The sequence below is a fragment of the Stenotrophomonas sp. 278 genome (assembly GCF_003935715.1).
Taxonomy (GTDB): Bacteria; Pseudomonadota; Gammaproteobacteria; order Xanthomonadales; family Xanthomonadaceae; genus Stenotrophomonas; species Stenotrophomonas maltophilia_AH.
The window spans coordinates 1-16,829 of record NZ_RHPP01000094.1; the positions used below are offsets into that span (position 1 = coordinate 1).

General features: G+C 67.2%; 15 protein-coding genes. 8 read left to right on the plus strand and 7 right to left on the minus strand.

Translation table 11 applies throughout. From position 1 onward, the window contains the following. The 4 genes from EGJ34_RS14865 to EGJ34_RS14880 form a co-directional block, all read right to left on the minus strand. The coding region (locus tag EGJ34_RS14865; RefSeq protein WP_185750191.1) for a TolC family protein at nucleotides 1-711 on the minus strand (711 nt) is incomplete at its 3' end. A 23-nt stretch (nucleotides 712-734) separates the two neighbouring features. Continuing rightward, complete coding sequence (locus EGJ34_RS14870; RefSeq protein ID WP_125361240.1) at nucleotides 735-1,643, minus strand: HlyD family secretion protein; 909 nt, start codon at nucleotides 1,641-1,643, stop codon at nucleotides 735-737. After that, on the minus strand, nucleotides 1,640-1,849 hold the full coding sequence (locus tag EGJ34_RS14875; RefSeq protein WP_125361241.1) for a DUF1656 domain-containing protein: 210 nt from the start codon (nucleotides 1,847-1,849) through the stop codon (nucleotides 1,640-1,642). Before EGJ34_RS14875 ends, EGJ34_RS14870 begins: the two co-directional genes overlap by 4 nt. A gap of 82 nt (nucleotides 1,850-1,931) precedes the next feature. After that, nucleotides 1,932-2,387: a MarR family transcriptional regulator gene (locus EGJ34_RS14880; protein WP_125361242.1), complete on the minus strand. Its 456-nt coding sequence runs from the start codon at nucleotides 2,385-2,387 to the stop codon at nucleotides 1,932-1,934. Between the two features lie 146 nt (nucleotides 2,388-2,533). Between EGJ34_RS14880 and folE the strand changes: the two genes are divergently transcribed. The 4 genes from folE to EGJ34_RS14900 all read left to right on the plus strand — a co-directional run bounded on the left by folE (nucleotide 2,534) and on the right by EGJ34_RS14900 (nucleotide 8,780). Beyond that, nucleotides 2,534-3,136: a GTP cyclohydrolase I FolE gene (gene folE / locus EGJ34_RS14885; protein ID WP_125361243.1), complete on the plus strand. Its 603-nt coding sequence runs from the start codon at nucleotides 2,534-2,536 to the stop codon at nucleotides 3,134-3,136. A 94-nt stretch (nucleotides 3,137-3,230) separates the two neighbouring features. After that, a complete protein-coding gene (locus EGJ34_RS14890) occupies nucleotides 3,231-4,700 on the plus strand; it encodes a DUF3375 domain-containing protein (RefSeq protein ID WP_125361244.1) in 1,470 nt (489 codons plus the stop codon). After that, complete coding sequence (locus EGJ34_RS14895) at nucleotides 4,687-5,394, plus strand: DUF4194 domain-containing protein (protein WP_125361245.1); 708 nt, start codon at nucleotides 4,687-4,689, stop codon at nucleotides 5,392-5,394. Before EGJ34_RS14890 ends, EGJ34_RS14895 begins: the two co-directional genes overlap by 14 nt. 11 nt (nucleotides 5,395-5,405) lie before the next feature. Continuing rightward, nucleotides 5,406-8,780 (plus strand): ATP-binding protein, encoded by a 3,375-nt coding sequence (locus EGJ34_RS14900; RefSeq protein ID WP_125361246.1) that lies wholly within the window; start codon nucleotides 5,406-5,408, stop codon nucleotides 8,778-8,780. Between the two features lie 467 nt (nucleotides 8,781-9,247). Here EGJ34_RS14900 and EGJ34_RS14905 read toward each other — a convergent pair whose 3' ends face one another. Then, nucleotides 9,248-10,024, minus strand: a complete 777-nt coding sequence (locus EGJ34_RS14905; protein WP_125361247.1) for a TSUP family transporter — start codon at nucleotides 10,022-10,024, stop codon at nucleotides 9,248-9,250. A gap of 59 nt (nucleotides 10,025-10,083) precedes the next feature. On the opposite strand from EGJ34_RS14905, the gene EGJ34_RS14910 reads away from it, so the two are divergent. From EGJ34_RS14910 to EGJ34_RS14925, 4 genes are all read left to right on the plus strand, one after another. Then, entirely contained in the window at nucleotides 10,084-10,479 is a 396-nt protein-coding gene (locus tag EGJ34_RS14910; protein WP_125361248.1) for a YchJ family metal-binding protein, read from the plus strand. Between the two features lie 94 nt (nucleotides 10,480-10,573). Next, complete coding sequence (egtB, locus tag EGJ34_RS14915; protein ID WP_260477014.1) at nucleotides 10,574-11,857, plus strand: ergothioneine biosynthesis protein EgtB; 1,284 nt, start codon at nucleotides 10,574-10,576, stop codon at nucleotides 11,855-11,857. After that, nucleotides 11,854-12,828 (plus strand): L-histidine N(alpha)-methyltransferase, encoded by a 975-nt coding sequence (gene egtD / locus EGJ34_RS14920; RefSeq protein ID WP_125361250.1) that lies wholly within the window; start codon nucleotides 11,854-11,856, stop codon nucleotides 12,826-12,828. Before egtB ends, egtD begins: the two co-directional genes overlap by 4 nt. A gap of 70 nt (nucleotides 12,829-12,898) precedes the next feature. Further along, nucleotides 12,899-15,070: a lytic murein transglycosylase gene (locus EGJ34_RS14925; protein WP_125361251.1), complete on the plus strand. Its 2,172-nt coding sequence runs from the start codon at nucleotides 12,899-12,901 to the stop codon at nucleotides 15,068-15,070. Between the two features lie 109 nt (nucleotides 15,071-15,179). Here EGJ34_RS14925 and EGJ34_RS14930 read toward each other — a convergent pair whose 3' ends face one another. Together EGJ34_RS14930 and EGJ34_RS22545 are read right to left on the minus strand one after the other, a co-directional pair. Further along, nucleotides 15,180-16,367: a benzoate/H(+) symporter BenE family transporter gene (locus EGJ34_RS14930; protein ID WP_221740420.1), complete on the minus strand. Its 1,188-nt coding sequence runs from the start codon at nucleotides 16,365-16,367 to the stop codon at nucleotides 15,180-15,182. 145 nt (nucleotides 16,368-16,512) lie between these two features. Beyond that, on the minus strand, nucleotides 16,513-16,829 hold a 317-nt coding region (locus EGJ34_RS22545), incomplete at its 5' end, for a hypothetical protein (protein WP_221740419.1).

Consider the following 16,829-nt stretch of genomic DNA (forward strand, 5'->3'; position numbering starts at 1 on the left):
CAGCGGCGGCAGGGCCGCTTCGAGCATCGCGACCTGGGCATTGGCACGGGCCAGTTCCGGCGGGGTGCCGCGGCCGGCGTTGATCAACCGCTGGGTCACTTCGCGGCTGCGCTGCTGCAGCTCCAGCGAATGCTCGGCCACATGCAGCTCGTGGTTGGCGTGGCAGATCTCCACGTAGCTGCCGGCCACCTGCGCCACCAGCGACACCCGGGCCAGGTCCATCGCTGCTGCCGTGGCCTGTTCGTCGGCACGGGCCGCTTCCGCCGCGCGCTTGAGTTTGCCGAACAGGTCGAACTGGTAGGACACCGCGAACTTGCCGTCGGCCAGGTTGATCGGAGGCAGTTCGTGCTCCTGCAGGAACGACTCGGCCGACAGCTGTGCGCGGCTCACACCCGCTTCGGCCTCGTACTCGAAGCCACCGGCGTCCAACGCCTGCTCGTAAACGGCGGCGGCGCGGCGCAGGTGCGCGTCGGCGACCTTCAGTTCGACGTTGTCGCGCAGTGCCTGCTCGACCAGTCCGTTGAGGGTGGGGTCCTGGTACAGCTCCCACCAGCGCGGCGGCAGTTCAGCGCCTGCGGCAACCTTCGGGTTGGCCGTGTCGAGGAGCGCGGCATTAGCCTCGGGTCGCTGGAAGGCGGATCCGGCCGGCAGCTGGTAGTCCGGGCCGACGGTGGCGCAGGCGTTCAGGCTGGCCACGGCCAGCCCCAGCATCACGTGCTTGAAGCGCAGCCGGTTCACAGTGCCGCCTGCGCCGGGTGGGCCGGCTGGGACGTTGCGGCGTCCGGCTCGATGGTCACGGTGGCGGTGCGCCCGGCGATCAGGGTCACGCCCTCGGGCACGGCATCAATCTGGATGCGCACCGGAATGCGTTGGGCCAGACGCACCCAGTCAAACGCCGGGGTCACGTTCGGAAGCAGGCTGCTGCCCTCGCTGCGGTAACGGTCCTCGATGCCGGCGGCGATGCTCTGCACATGGCCCTGCAGCGGCTGGGATTCGCCCATCAGGCGGATGTCGACCTTCTGCCCGGCATGCACGCCGCGCAGGCGGGTTTCCTCGAAGTAACCGTCAATCCGGAACGAGCCGGTGTCCAGCACCGCCATCACCGGGTGCCCGGCCGTCACGTAGTCGCCGGTACGCACGGTGCGGTCGTTGACGTGACCGTCGCTGGGGCTGCGCACTTCGGTGCGGGCCAGGTTGAGTTCGGCCAGGTCCACCGCCGCCTGTGCGGTGGCCATGCCGGCCTGTGCGGCCTGCAGTTTGGCGCGGCGCACTTCGGCGTCCTCGGCGGCAACCAGGTCCTGCAGGCTGCGGTCGCGCGCGGTCTCGCGGCGCAACTGCTCATAGCTGGCGCGGCGCTCGCCGAGGGTGGCGCGGGCCTGTTCCAGCGCGATGCGGTAGCGCTCGCGGTCGACCACAAACAGCACGTCGCCGCGCTTCACCGCCTGGTTGTCGGCCACCTTCACCGCTTCCACCAGGCCGGACACGTCCGGCGCGACCTGCACCACGTCGGCGCTTACATGTGCGTCGCGGGTCCACGGTTCGTCCATGTAGTAGGTCCACAGGGTGCGCAGCACCAGCAGGGCGGCAATGACGGCGGCGACGGTCACCACGACCGGCACGGTGTGCTTGAGGATCTTGTTCACGTTTGCATCCAACGCATCAGGGAAAACAACCCGCCAAGCACGATCACGTACACGGCCAGGTTGAACAGGGGCGGATGCCAGATGTGGCGGTAGGCTCCGGTGCGCTGCAGGACCACGCGCAACCCGCTCTTGAGCAGGTAGGCCAGCAGCATCAAGGCCAGCAGGGTCGGGACGAACACACCGTGGAGACTGAATTCACCGGTCATCGGGCAACGATTCTTTCGGAGGAATGGGACAGGCCCGACGCCGCAGGGCGGCACCGGGCCACACAACAAGGGGTCCTGCGGCTTACGTCACGCGTTCGGCGGCGTCGGCCAGCAGCTGCCACAGCTTCAACACGGTGCGCAGCTCATCGGTGCTGAGCTCACCGAACACCTGCTGGCGCAGGCCGATCAGCTGGGTCTCCAGCTCGCTGACCAGGGCTTCACCCTTGTCGGTCAGCCACAGCAGGTTGGCGCGGCGGTCGCTGGCGTCGCATTCGCGGCGGACCAGGTCGCTGGCCGACAGCTTGTCGAGCAGGCGCACCAGCGACGGGCCCTCCATGCCCAGCTGCTGGGCCAGGGTGACCTGGCGGATGCCACCGCCGGCACGCCCGATCATCAGCAGCGGCATGGTGCAGGCGGCGGAAATGCCGTAGCTGCCCAGCGCTTGGTCGGCCAGACGCTGCCACTGCCGGCCTGAATGGAGCAGGCCGGAGCTGAGCTGCATCTGCAGCTGGGTGCGTTCGTCGAGGGTGCGCTTCATGGGAGGGGTCGCTTGGGAATATCGATAGGATACTACTAATTCGCTTGCTATCAATACCTGCAGCCCAACCGGACCCCAACGGGGGTGGGGACGCCCGAGGGGTCGGTCGGGTACGATGCTCGCCCCCCTTCCGGGTGCTGTAGGCAATGAGCAAGAAAGACAACGACGCGAATCCGGTCTCCCAGGCCGAAGCTGAATCGGCGGTGCGCACTCTGCTGCGCTGGGCCGGCGAAGACCCCACCCGTGAAGGGCTGCTGGATACCCCGCGGCGCGTCGCTGAAGCCTATGGCGACTGGTTCAGCGGCTACAAGGACGATCCGCGCGCGTACCTGGAGCGCACCTTTGAAGAGGTGGCCGGGTATGACGAGCTGATCGTGCTGCGCGACATCGAGTACGAAAGCCACTGCGAACACCACATGGCCCCGATCATCGGCCGCGTGCACGTCGGCTACCTGCCCGACGGCAAGGTGGTGGGCATCAGCAAGCTGGCCCGTGTGGTCGAAGCCTACGCGCGCCGCTTCCAGGTGCAGGAAAAGATGACCGCGCAGATCGCCCAGTGCATCCAGGACGTGCTGCAGCCGATCGGCGTGGGCGTAGTGGTGGAGGGCGCGCACGAGTGCATGACCACCCGGGGGATCCACAAGCGCGGCGTCAGCATGGTCACCTCCAAGATGCTCGGCAGCTTCCGCGAGGATGCGCGCACCCGCGCCGAATTCCTGCGCTTCATCGAAGTGGGCGGCAAGCGCTGAGCCCGGTCGCTGCCCGCGTGCGGGCACCCGATCCTGCATTGACCCGACGGCGTGGCCTGGAGCCACGCCGTGATCTGCGTGGAACTTCCGCTGCATGAAGCATCGCGAACGCATCACCCGTTATCGTCATCTGCGCGACCAGCCCCAGTGGAAGCTGCTGGCGGCCGCCAACGCTCCGGAAATCATCGGCCTGCTGCAAAGCCTGTTGATGGATGGCGAGCGCACCTTGTCTTCGGCGGTGCTGCATGAGCGCCTGCAACGTGCGCTGGACCAGCTCAATGGCGAGGAACTCTCGCGCGAGCTGCCACGCACCGCCCAGGCCTATATCGCGCACTGGCTGGCCCAGGGCTGGCTGGAGCGCCGCCTGCCCGAGGGTGCCGACCAGGAACAGTACGAACTCTCCACCCAGGCGCTGCAGGCGATCCGTTTTGCCGACAGCCTTGAACAGAGCCGCGTGGCGGCCACCGAAAGCCGCCTGGCGCTGGTGATCGAGCAGCTTTCGCAGCTGGCGGCGCAGACCGAAGCGGATCCGGATGCGCGTCTGTCGGCGCTGCGCGACGAACGCGACCGCATCGACGCGGAAATCGCCCGTGTCGGTGAGGGCCGCGTGGCGGCGCTGGATGGCAAGCGCGCGCTGGAGCGCGCACGGCAGATCATCGGCCTCGCCGACGACCTGACCGAAGACTTCCGCCGTGTCCGCGACGACTTCGAACGCCTCAACCGCGAATTCCGCGAACGCATCATCGACGACGAAAGCGAGCGCGGCGACGTGCTGTCGCAGCTGTTCGAGGGCGTTGACGTGATCGGCGAGAGCGATGCAGGACGCAGCTTCCAGGCGTTCTGGCGGCTGCTCAACGACGCCGAGCAGAGCGCCCAGCTCGACGCCGCGCTGGAAACGGTGCTGGCGCGCGGCTTTGCCCGCCGGCTGGACCGCAACGAACGCGCCTTCCTGCGCGGCTTCACCGGCACCATGCTCGAGCGCGGCGGCCAGGTGCACGATGTGCTGCAGAACTTCGCGCGCAGCCTGCGTGGCTTCGTGCAGAGCCGCGGCTATCTGGAGCAGCGCCGGCTCAACCAGCTGCTCAAGCAGGCCCAGTCCGAGGCGCTGGCGCTGCGCGATGAATTCGCCGCGCAACGCCCGATTGGCCGCGACCTGCAGCTGACCACCAGCCGGCTGCGTTCGTGGTCGCAGTGGAAACTGCACGACCCGCGTACCGCCCAGGTGGACGGCAGCGTGCTGCGTAACGACGCGGCGGCGATCAGCCTGGAAAGCGTGGGCGATCTGGTCGCGTCCTCGGAAATCGACTTCCGCACGCTGCGCCGCGATCTGCACGAACTGCTCGGCGCGCAGCCGAAACTGAGCATCGCCCAGGCCCTGTCGCAGCGCGAAGCGCCGCAGGGGCTGGGCAGCGTGATCGGCTACCTGTCGCTGGGCACCCGCCACGGCGTGGTGGTGGACGGCGAACAGGAAACCGCACATTGGCGTGGCGGCGATGGAGAGTGGCGACGTGCCCGCATCCCGCTGGTTTGGTTCACCCAGGAGAAACGCCATGAACTGGCATGAAGATTCCATCGATACGGGCGCTGACAACGAAGCGACCGTGGATGATCTGTACGACGCAGAGCCCGTGGTCGTAACGCCGCTGCCCAAGCGTGGCAACGACGTGTACTACCTGGGCGACACCGGCCGGCTGCCGCTGGACGCACGCCGCGCGCTGTGTCAGCTGCTGATCGGGCCCAGCATCGACCAGCTGCGCCACGCCAAACTGTGGCCGGCGCTGATCCGCAGCGAAGCGGCGATCCGCTCGGCGCTGTCGGACCTGTTCCTGGAACTGGTGCTGGACCGTGACAGTGGCGTCGCCTTCACCCGCCAGGCGGATACCGAAGACGTCGATGCGCCCGTGCTGCTGCGCACCTCGCCGCTGACCTTCATTGATTCGGTGCTGCTGCTGTACCTGCGTCAGCAGCTCGCCGAGGCGGACGCACGCGGCAACCGTGCGGTGGTCGCCGATGCCGAGATGGCCGAAGCCCTGGCCATCTATGAGAAGAACCTGTCCACCGACCGCGCCGGCTTCAACCGCCGCGTTGCTGCGGCCGTGCAGAAGATGAAAGACACCCACATCCTGACCCGCCTGGCCGGCCAGGAAGACCGACATGAAGTGTCGCCGGCGCTGAAGCTGCTGTTCTCCGCTGAAGACGTCTCCGCGCTGTCCACGGTGTACCGCCAGCTGCGCGACACCCCGGCCGCCGAGGCCTGAGAGAGGTTCACATGGCCATTTCCAAGCACACGCCCGCCCTGTTCACCGATGGCCTGCCCGACCCGCGCCTGCAGCAGTTCCGCATGCGCCGTCTGCAGGTGCACAACTGGGGAACCTTCAACGGCCTGACCGAAGTGCCGATTGCCGAAAAGGGCTTCCTGTTCGTGGGCCGCTCCGGCTCCGGCAAGTCGACCCTGCTCGATGCGATGTCGGCGGTACTGGTGCCGCCAGCCATCGTCGACTTCAATGCCGCCGCCCGCGAAGCCGAGCGCAGTGGTCGCGACCGCAACCTCGTTTCATACGTGCGCGGCGCGTGGGCCGACCAGCAGGACAAGGGCACCGGCGAGATCGCCACCCAGTACCTGCGCAAGGGCGCGACCTGGACCGCGCTGGTGCTGGAATACCGCAGCGGCGATGGCCGCGTGGTCAGCCTGGTGCGCCTGTTCTGGATCTCTGGCAACGGTGCCGCCGCAGCAGATGTGCGCAAGCACTACCTGGTGGCCGAGCGCCCGTTCGACATCGCCAAGGACCTGGGCGGCTTCGACCTGGACCTGCGCAAGCTCAAGCAGCGCCTGGCCGATGTGCACCATTTCGACAGTTTCGCCGGCTACGCGGAGCGCTTCCGCCACCTGCTCGGCATCGACAACGAAATGGCCCTGCGCCTGCTGCACAAGACCCAGTCGGCGAAGAACCTGGGTGACCTGAACGTGTTCCTGCGTGACTTCATGCTGGACACGCCGAACACCTTCAACGCCGCCGAGCGCCTGGTGAACGACTTCGCCGAGCTCGACGGTGCGCACCAGGCGGTGGTCACCGCGCGGCGCCAGGTCGAAACCCTGCTGCCGGCGCGCGAGTACTACAACGAGCTCAAGGCCATGCATCGTCGCCGTGGCGACGAGGAACTGCTGAAGCTGGGCATCGACAGCTTCCGCGAAAACCGCCGCCAGCAGCTGCTGGAGGCGCGCCTGCACGAGCTGGAAGTCCGCGACCGTGGCCTGCTCGGTGAAGAAGCCCAGCGTCGCGCTGCGCTGGACAACCATACCGAGCGTCTGGGCGAGCTCGAACTGCAGCGCCGCCAGCAGGGCGGTGAGCGGATCGAAGAGCTGGAGCGCGAGCAGGGCCGTGCCGAGGCCGAGCGTGACCGCCGCCAGGCCAAGCGCGAGCAGGCGCGCCAGTCCGCGCAGAAGCTGCAGGCAACGCTGCCGGACACCGCACAGGCGTTTGCCGAACTGATCGACAAAGCCCAAGGCGAGCTGCAGGACCGTCAGCGCGCCTCGGCGGCGCTGGATGATGCGATCAGTGAACGCCTGGGCGGCAAGCGCGACGACGAGCGCCGCTTCGCCGAAGTGCGCAGCGAGCTGGAAGCGATGGAGCACAATCCGTCCAGCATTCCCGCGCCGCTGCAGAAGCTGCGTGCACGGCTGGCCGAGGAAACCGGTGTGCCGGAAGCGGCGCTGCCGTTCGTTGGCGAGCTGATCCAGGTCCGCCAGGACCAGGCCGTCTGGCAGGGCGCGATCGAGCGCGTGCTGTTCGCCTTCGCGCAGTCGCTGCTGGTCGACGACCGCCATTACAACGACGTGGCCGAATGGGTGAACCGCACCCATCTCGGCATGCGCTTCACCTTCTACCGTGTGCGCCGCAACGACGAGGCGCTGGCCCGTTCGCCATCGGCACGTTCGCTGCTGCACAAGCTGGACCTGCGCGACAGCAGCTTCGAGCCGTGGCTGCGCCGCGAGCTGGGCAAGCGTTTCGACTACGAGTGCGTGGATGCGCGCGAGCTGCGCAATGTCGAGCGTGGCATCACCCGCGAAGGCCAGGTCAAGCATCCGGGCGACCGCTTCGAGAAGGACGACCGCAGCGCGGTCAATGACCGTCGCCGCTGGCTGCTGGGCTTCAACAACCGCGACAAGCTGGCGGTCTACCAGAAGGAAGGCCAGGAACTAGCCAAACGCATCGCCGGCTGCGACGCCGACATCGCCCAGCTGCGATCGCAGCGCGAGAGCGACAACGATCGTCGGCTTGCCTGCAACCAGCTGGTCAACCTGGGCTGGGATGAGATCGACGTGGCTTCACCGCTGCAGCGCCTGGCCGACGTCGAGGCCAATCTGCGCGAGCTGCGCGAAGGCAATGGCGACCTGGCCCGGCTGGCGCAGCAGATCGACGCCACCCGCGCCGATATCGAGCAGGCCCGCCGCACCTATGAAGACACCCGTGTCGAGCGCGGCCAGCTGGTGAAGGAACGCGACCGCCTGGATCGCGCGCGCCAGCAGAGCCGGGCACTGGTGCTGCCGGCACTGGGCAGCACCCAGGAAGCCGGTCTGCAGCAGCGCGTCGACGCGATGGGGCCGCTGAGCCTGGAAACGCTCGAAGCGAACATGCGTCAGATCAGCAACGCGCTCAACGAGCAGCTGTCGTCGTCGCAGCAGGACGTGAACAAGGTCGAAAACCTGCTGCTGGGCTGTTTCCGCCGTTTCGTGCAGGGCTGGCCGGAAGAGTCGGGTGACTTCACCGTCTCGGTGGCGTCGGCCGAGGACTTCCTGGCCCGTCTGGCCCGCTTGGAACGTGATGGCCTGCCACAGCATGAAGAGCGTTTCTTCGATCTGCTGCAGAACCAGAGCAAGAACAACCTGCTCGCCTTGCAGCGACACAGCGCCGAAGCGCGGAAGTCGATCGGCCAGCGCCTCGACGAAGTGAACGCCAGCCTGGAGCAGGTGCCATTCAACCGCGGCACGCTGCTGACCATCGAACTGAGCGACCGCCGTCTGCCGGAAGTGCTGGAATTCCACCAGCAGCTGCGCGACGTGCTCTCGCACCATCAGACCGAACAGCGCGAAGTGGCCGAAGCCCAGTTCGCGGTGCTGCGTGAACTGGTGAAGCGGTTGGGTTCGCAGGAGGGCGAGGACAAGCGCTGGCGCGAGAACGTGCTGGACGTTCGCCTGCATGTGGAGTTCATCGGCGTCGAGCTGGACGCGGCCACGCGTCAGCAGGTGGAAATCTACCGCAGCGGCGCGGGCAAGTCGGGCGGTCAGCGCCAGAAGCTGGCCACCACGTGTCTTGCGGCGGCGCTGCGCTACCAGCTCGGCGGCGCGGAAAGCCAGCTGCCCAGCTATGCGGCCGTGGTCCTCGACGAAGCCTTCGACAAGGCCGACAACGAGTTCACCGCGCTGGCGATGAACATCTTCGACAACTTCGGTTTCCAGATGGTGGTGGCCACGCCGTTGAAGTCGGTGATGACGCTTGAGCCCTTCATCGGCGGTGCCTGCTTCGTCGAAATCAGCGGCCGCCATGATTCGGGCGTACTGCTGATCGAGTACGACGAGGAAGGCAAGCGCTTGAAGCTGCCGGAGCGTTCGCGGCAGGCTGAAGCTGCTGAAGTCGAGGCTTGATCGCGAACGGCGGCGCTTCGGTTTGTACGTGCTGGGGGCCTACGGGCAACCCCGTTCCGGGACACGCCGCAAGTACGTCCATGTAGCAACTGTGTCGCGGCCCTTCCCGTAGAGCCGGGCTTGCCCGGCTGCTGTTGGTCTCAGGCGAACAGCCGGTGGGCACCGGTTCCCGTGTTTGGGCGGGTCGGGGTGGGCAGGAGGGGGCGTGAGCCCCAAGGGTCGGGCGCATGCGCCCGACGGGTTGGGCAGGACGCCCAACCCCGGTCTTGCCGTGTGCGCAGGATTGCGCACACGTGCAAGCGGCGATCGAGGCTACACGGACGTACTTGCGCCGTCCTCCGGAACGCCCATCCCGATCTGCCAAGCCAGGGATGCTGTGAACCGAAGGTTGTTCGCCCAAAGCCAACAGCAGCCGGGCAGAGCCCGGCTCTACGTAGATCCTGCAATCCCAGCCAGGTATCTCGGAATCACCCGGCGAACGTATCCCAGCCCATCCGCGCGATCAGCACCACCACCAGGCCGACGAACAGCTTGCGGATGAACGGCGTGCCACCGCGCAGGGCCAGCCGTGTGCCGACCACGGAGCCGGTGATGTTGGCGGCCGCCATCGGCAGCGCGAACAGCCACAGGATGTTGCCGGTGGGGACGAAGAACGAAATCGCGGCCACGTTGGTCGCCAGGTTCACCACCTTCGAGGCCGCCGACGCGCGCAGGAAATCCAACCCGAAGAAGCGCACGAACAGGAAGATCAGGAAGCTGCCCGTGCCCGGTCCGAAGAAGCCGTCGTAGAAGCCGATTGCCGCGCCGATCGCCAGTGCCGTCCACAACTCCCTGCGGCCAATCTCGCGCGGCCGGTGCAGCGCGCCAAAATCCTTCTTCCACAGCGTGTAGCCCAGCATCGCGATCAGCAGCACCAGCACCAGCGGGCGCACCGCATCCTTGGGTAACAGGCTGACCGCCGTCGCCCCCGCAAACGAAAACACGAACGCCGTTCCCGCCGCGAACAGCACCGGCTGCCAGGGAAAGCGCACATTGCGCGCATAACGCCATGCCGCCGCCGCCGTGCCGAACATCGAGCTGAACTTGTTGGTGCCAAACAGCATCGCCGGTGTGTGCTGCGGCAGCACCGTGAACAGTCCCGGCAGCTGCACCAGCCCCCCGCCGCCGACCGCCGCGTCCACCAGCCCGGCGATGAACGCAATCGCCACCAACCACCATAATTCGGGGGGAACCAGCTCCAGCACGGCAGGCACTTCGCAGGGAAAGGCGCGCCAGCATACGCCGTTCCGGGCACAATGGCCGCATGAGCAAAACCCCCGCCGATACCTGCCCCTGCGGTCGCCCGCTGGCCTACGCCGCCTGTTGCGGCCAGTACCACGACGGGGCCATCGCCCCGGATGCCGAGACCCTGATGCGGTCGCGCTACACCGCCTATGTGCAGGAGCGCGCCGACTATCTGCTGGCCAGCTGGCATCCTCAGACCCGTCCGGAAACGCTCGGCTTCGACGAAGCGCCCAGCCAACGCACCCGCTGGCTCGGGCTTACCGTGCACGAACACACCCAGCCCGATGCCGATCACGCCCAGGTCCGTTTCACCGCCCGCTACAAGGTCGGCGGCGGCAGCGCGGTGAAAATGCAGGAGCACAGCCGCTTCGAACGGCTCGACGGGCGCTGGTTGTACCTGGACGCGCTGCCCTGATCGATACCCGATCCGCCCATTCACCTCGCCGCTGTAACACAACGTGAGGGCCACCATGACGGTGCGCTCACCGTCGCTGTCTGATCCTGAGGTGATGAACACTGTCGCCGCAACACCGCAGGCCGCCAGCGCGCTGGCCGATCATTACCGCGCCGTCCGCGCCCGCAGTCTGGCGCTGGCTGCCCCGCTCAGCGCTGAAGATGCCATGGTCCAGAGCATGGCCGACGCCAGCCCTACCAAGTGGCATCTGGCGCACACCAGCTGGTTCTTCGAACGCTTCGTGCTTGGCAGCCAGCCGGGCCATGCCCCGTTCAACGCCGACTGGCACTATCTGTTCAACAGCTATTACCAGAGCATCGGCCCTGCGCATGCGCGCCCACAGCGCGGCCTGCTGTCGCGTCCGTCGCTGGACGAGGTCCGCGACTATCGCCGGCGCGTCGACGACCAGGTCATTGATCTGCTGCAGCGCGATGCGCTCGACAGCCAGGCGCTCAACCAGCTCCTGCTGGGCCTTCACCACGAACAGCAGCACCAGGAGCTGCTGCTTACCGACATCAAGCACGCGCTCTGGTCCAATCCGCTGCAGCCCGCCTACCGCGACGACCTCAAGCGCAGCACCGGTGCAGTGGTTCCGATGCGCTGGCTGCCGGCGGAAGAGCACATCGTCGAGGTCGGGTCGCCCGCGTGGCCGGTACACCCGGCGTTCGCCTATGACAATGAGTCGCCCGTGCACCGCGTGCTTGTTCCCGCGCATGTGATCGCCAATCGTCCGGTCACCAACGCCGAGTACCGGGCCTTCATTCTGGATGGCGGCTATCGCCAGGCGGCGCACTGGATGAGCGAAGGTTGGAGCCTGGTCCAGGACGAGAGCTGGCAGCATCCGCTGTACTGGGACGATGGGCTGGAGCGCGAGTTCACGTTGGGCGGCTGGCGCGCCATCGATCCTGATGCTCCGGTCTGTCACCTCAGCTACTTCGAGGCCGATGCCTACGCCCGCTGGGCCGGTGCCCGGCTGCCTACCGAGTTCGAATGGGAGGCGCTCGCGCAGACCCGTCCAGTGCAGGGCAACTTTGCCGACGACGAGCATCTGCATCCGCGCGCGTTCGCCGGCGACATTGCCGACGCCGCGCAGCCGCTGCAGCTGTTCGGCGACGTATGGGAGTGGACCAGCAGCGCCTATGGGGCGTACCCGGGCTTCCAGCCGTTCGCCGGCAACCTCGGTGAGTACAACGGGAAGTTCATGTGCGGGCAGTGGATCCTGCGCGGTGGCAGCTGCGCGACCCCGGCCGGGCACGTGCGGGCCAGCTACCGCAACTTCTTCGCGCCGTCTGCGCGCTGGCAGTTCGCTGGCCTGCGCCTGGCCCGGGGGCTGGCATGAGCACCGTCAGCGACGCGCTCGACGCGCTCACCGACCTGCAGCCCGACCGCGCCCGGATCACCGCCGACATCCTGCAGGGGCTGTGGCAGCATCCACGCCAGCTGCCGTCCAAGTACTTCTACGACGCACGCGGCTCGGCCCTGTTCGAGCAGATCACCCGACAGCCCGAGTACTACCCCACGCGCACCGAACTGGGCCTGCTGCAGCAGCGCGCCGCCGACATTGCCGCGGTGGTTGGACCGCATCTGCATGTGGTCGAACTCGGCAGCGGCAGCGGCCGCAAGACCGAAATCCTGCTGCAGGCATTGGTCGACCCGGTCGCCTATACGCCAATCGAAATCTCGCGCGCGGCCCTGCTCGACAGTGTAGCGCGGCTGGCCCCGGCGCTGCCGGAGATTGAAATGCTGCCGGTGTGTGCCGACTTCACCCACCCGGTGCAGTTGCCGGAGCCGGAGCGCGAACCGGCGCGGCGACTGGTGTTCTTCCCCGGTTCCACCTTGGGCAATTTTGCCGGCACCGAAGCGGTTGCCCTGCTGCGCGCCATGCGCCAGACCATGGGCGAAGGCGGAATGGCCCTGATCGGCATCGACCTGCACAAGGACCCAGCGCTGATCGAAGCGGCATACAACGATGCTGCCGGAGTCACCGCCGAGTTCACCCTGAACCTGTTGCGCCGGCTCAATCGCGAGATCGGCAGTGACTTCGACCTCGAAGGCTTCGCCCACCGCGCCCGCTACAGCGTGGAAAGGCTGCGCATCGAAACCGACCTGCTCAGCCTGCGCGACCAGCAGGTGCACGTGGGCGGGCAGACCTTCGAATTCGCCGCCGGCGAAGCCATGCGCGTGGAGTACAGTCACAAGTACACCGAGGCCAGCTTTGCCGCGCTGGCCGCCGAGGCAGGGCTGCAGGTCATCCACCGCTGGGACGCGCAGGCCCCTGCGTTCGGGTTGCGGCTGCTGCAGCGCGTGTGATCGTCGGATCGGCCGTGCCGCTGCACAGCCGCTATGATGCAGCTTCACTTGGCTGCAAGGACTTCTGCCAATGAAGTGCACCACCGCCTGGCTGCTGGCAGGGCTGTCTCTGACCAGTGGCGCGGCAGCGGCCGATGCCGCCTTCGACCGCTGTCTGGCCGGCATCCAGGCCCAGGCGCTCAAGCAGGGCGTCAGTGCCGAGGGCTTCACCCGTCTCACTGCCGGGCTCAGTCCGGACCTGAGTGTGTTGCCGCTGCTGGATGCGCAGCCGGAATTCACCACGCCGCTGTGGGACTACCTGGCCGCGCTGGTAGACAGCCAGCGGGTCGACGACGGCCGTGCCCGTCTGGCACAGCACCGGGATCTACTGGCCACGGTGTCCACCCAGTACGGCGTCGATCCGGCCACCATCGTCGCGGTCTGGGGCGTGGAGAGCGATTACGGTCGGGTGTTCGGCAAACGCCCGTTGCTGCAGTCGCTGGCCACGCTGGCCTGCAACGGCCGCCGCCAGCCGTTCTTCCGTGGCGAGCTGCTGTCCCTGCTGAAGTTGCTGGATGCTGGCGAGCTCAGCGCCGATGGCCTCACCGGCTCCTGGGCCGGCGCATTCGGCCACACCCAGTTCATGCCGTCCACCTATGCACGCATCGCGGTCGATGGCGATGGCGATGGCCGTCGTGATCTGGTCGCCAGCATTCCCGACGCGCTTGCCTCTACGGCCAATTACCTCAAGAAGGCCGGCTGGCGCACCGGTCAGCCGTGGGGCATGGAAGTCACGATACCGGCCGGCTTCAACGCCGCCTTGGCCGGCCGCACCCAGCGCAAGCCGCTGGCCGACTGGCGCGCGCTGGGCATCGTCCCGGTCGGCGGCGGTACGCTGGCTCCGGCGGGGTTGCCTGCCGACGCCAATGCCGCGCTGTTGTTGCCCACCGGCCCCAAGGGCCCGGCCTGGCTGGTGTTCCGCAACTACGACGCGATCTACGCCTACAACGCCGCTGAAAGCTATGCGCTGGCCATCGCCACCCTGGCCGATCGACTGCGTGGTGGTGGCGGCACCGTCGCCGCCTGGCCCACCGACGATCCCGGCATCGGCCGCACCGAGCGTCGCGAACTGCAGACCCTGCTTCTCGCCCGCGGTCATGACATCGGTGCAGCCGACGGCATGATCGGCACCGCCAGCCGCCGCGCCATCCAGGTCGAACAGCAAAGGCTGGGCCTGGCTCCCGCGGATGGGCGCGCCGGTCAACGCATCCTTACCGCCCTGCGCGCTGCGCCTCCTCTCCCTGCTGCGACCCCTGCCATGCCCGAATCCACTGTGTTCGCCCTGCCGCCCAACCGTGCCCGTTATCTGCAGTCGCCGGCCGGTCCCGCCACTGCGCTGCCGAAACTGGAGGGCCTGAGCGTGGGCAGTGTGCAGGGGTTCCCGGCCTGGAAGGTTGAAACGCCTCACGCCACCGCGGCGATTTCGGTCTTCGGCGGGCAGCTGCTGTCCTATGTGCCCAAGGGAGGCCAGGACGTCATGTGGCTGTCGCCCAGCGCACAGGCGCTGCCGACCCCGATCCGCGGTGGCACTCCTGTGTGCTGGCCGTACTTCGGCCGCCAGGGCCAGGGCACCGATCTGCCCTCGCACGGCTTCGTCCGTGACCTGCCCTGGACCCTGCAACAGGCCCGGCGCGAGGCCGACGGCACGGTCGTGCTGACCCTGGCTCCCCCAGCACTGGATTCGCTGGATCTGCAGTTGAGCATGCAGTTGCGGATCGGCAGAACCCTGGAGCAGCAGCTCATCACCCGCAACACCGGCTCACGGACGATCAGTTTCACGCAGGCCCTGCACAACTACTTCAAGGTCAGCGACGCCACCCAGGTCAGCGTTTCCGGCCTGGACGGCCTGACCTACCTGGACAAGTTCGAGAACTACGCCACGCCGCGCGCCCAGCAGGGTGACTGGTCGCTGCGCGATCCGCGCGACCCCGGCCGCAGCGACCGCATCTACACCCAGGCCGGCGGCCGCTATGTGCTGAAGGACCCGGGCCTGAAGCGCAGCATCGCCATCACCACCCAGGGCAGCCGCACCCTGGTCGCCTGGAACCCGGGCGAGGCGGGCGCGGCGAAGATGGCTGACGTCGGCCAGGGCTGGCGCGACTACGTCTGCCTGGAAGCGGCCAATGCCGGCCCGGACGTGGTCATCCTCGCGCCCGGCGCGCAGCATGTGCTGCAGCAGACCTTCAGCGTTGCTCCGCTATGAGCAGTGAGCGCGACCCGCTCGACCCCCGCGCTATCGACGCAACCGGCAACCCGTACGCGGCGCTGTCGGACCTGCCCAGCGATGCTGGGCATGGTGGTGCTGGGTGCGATCAGGGTGCTGGCGGGTGCCTGACCCGCAGCACCAGCAGGCAGATCGCCCCGGCGACCAGCCCCCAGAAGGCCGAGCCGATGCCGGCCAGCGACATACCCGAAGCGGTCACCAGGAAGGTCACCAGTGCCGCTTCGCGGTCACTCTCTTCACGCAGCGCCATCGCCAGACTGTTGGCAATGGTGCCGAACAGGGCGATACCGGCGACGCAGGCCACCAGTTCGCGCGGGAAGGCGGCGAACACAGCGGCTACGGTCGCGCCGAACAGACCCACCACGATATAGAAGGCACCGGCGGCCACCGCGGCGGTATAGCGTCGTGCCGGATCCTCATGTGCCTCGCGGCCCATGCAGATCGCGGCGGTGATCGCCGCCAGGTTGAGACCGTAGGCACCAAACGGAGCCAACACCGTGTTGACCACACCAATCCATCCGATCACCGGCGACACCGGGGTGTCGTAGCCCGAGGCACGGATCACCGCCACGCCGGGAATGTTCTGTGATGCCATGGTGACCACAAACAGGGGCAGGGCGATGCCGAACACCGCAGGCCACGACAGCGTAGGGACGGTGAACACCGGTACAGCCAGTTGCAGGTGGACCTCGCCGGTGTGCAGCAGGCCCTGTGAAGCAGCCACGGCGACGCCGACCAGCAGGGTGGCGATCACCGCATAGCGGGGAAACAGGCGACGGCCGACCAGCCAGGTGAAGAACATCGCCAGCGCCATCCCCAGCTGGGTGCCCATCGAAACGAAGACATCCAGCCCGAAGCGCAGCAGCACCCCGGCCAGCATCCCGGCGGCCAGTGCCATCGGCACGCGCTGCATCAGCTTGGCGAATACCCCCGAGAACCCGGCGACCATGCCCAGCGCAGCAGCCAGTACAAACGCGCCAATTGCATCGCTGTAGCTGACGCTTCCGGCACCGACCACCAGCATGGCCGCACCTGGCGTGGACCACGCTGTCACAACCGGCATCCGGTAGCGCAGCGAGAGACCAATACACGTCACACCCATGCCCAGTCCCAACGCCCACATCCATGACGCAATCTGCGTCTGTGTGGCACCTACCGCCTGCGCGGCCTGGAACACGATCACTGCGGAGCTGGCGAAGCCCACCAACACAGTGATGAAGCCGGCGACGACCGCAGGCAGGGACACATCGCGCAACAACGACCGCTTCGCACTCACCGACATCTATCTGCATCCATGACCCGCTGGTGCGGCCATGGTGGCAAGTCTGGCGGCGCACGCGCAACGCGCGTGCGCCGCGAAAAAAACGCTTGACGTATTTCCAGAAGTCTTTAGTATTCGCTCCCTCGCTGCGGCGCGGTCTTCACTCCGGTGAACACCAGACCAAAACGACGCCAACAACCTTCGAAAAAAGGTGTTGACGGAAACGAAAAGCCTGACATAATAGGCGGCTCGCTTCGACGAAATGACCTCCGGGTCGCAACGACGAAGCAGCATCGGCAACAACGTCCACTTCGGTGAGGTGGCCCTCGAAAAAGGGTGTTGACGAAGCGGAAAAGCCGGCTATAATGGGCGGCTCGCAACGACGGAAACGTCGGGGCACACGGAGGAAGGCGCTGAGGCCGACTCCCAGGTTCTTTGAAAGTATGCGCAGGTATCTTGTGAAGACGCCTGCAGGAA

Bases quoted from the DNA above. Each gene is read 5' to 3' on its own strand.
- EGJ34_RS14875 (WP_125361241.1), bottom strand. From the start codon at position 1,849: ATGACCGGTGAATTCAGTCTCCACGGTGTGTTCGTCCCGACCCTGCTG.
- EGJ34_RS14880 (WP_125361242.1), bottom strand. From the start codon at position 2,387: ATGAAGCGCACCCTCGACGAACGCACCCAGCTGCAGATGCAGCTCAGC.
- folE (WP_125361243.1), top strand. From the start codon at position 2,534: ATGAGCAAGAAAGACAACGACGCGAATCCGGTCTCCCAGGCCGAAGCT.
- EGJ34_RS14890 (WP_125361244.1), top strand. From the start codon at position 3,231: ATGAAGCATCGCGAACGCATCACCCGTTATCGTCATCTGCGCGACCAG.
- EGJ34_RS14895 (WP_125361245.1), top strand. From the start codon at position 4,687: ATGAACTGGCATGAAGATTCCATCGATACGGGCGCTGACAACGAAGCG.
- EGJ34_RS14900 (WP_125361246.1), top strand. From the start codon at position 5,406: ATGGCCATTTCCAAGCACACGCCCGCCCTGTTCACCGATGGCCTGCCC.
- EGJ34_RS14910 (WP_125361248.1), top strand. From the start codon at position 10,084: ATGAGCAAAACCCCCGCCGATACCTGCCCCTGCGGTCGCCCGCTGGCC.
- egtB (WP_260477014.1), top strand. From the start codon at position 10,574: ATGAACACTGTCGCCGCAACACCGCAGGCCGCCAGCGCGCTGGCCGAT.
- egtD (WP_125361250.1), top strand. From the start codon at position 11,854: ATGAGCACCGTCAGCGACGCGCTCGACGCGCTCACCGACCTGCAGCCC.
- EGJ34_RS14925 (WP_125361251.1), top strand. From the start codon at position 12,899: ATGAAGTGCACCACCGCCTGGCTGCTGGCAGGGCTGTCTCTGACCAGT.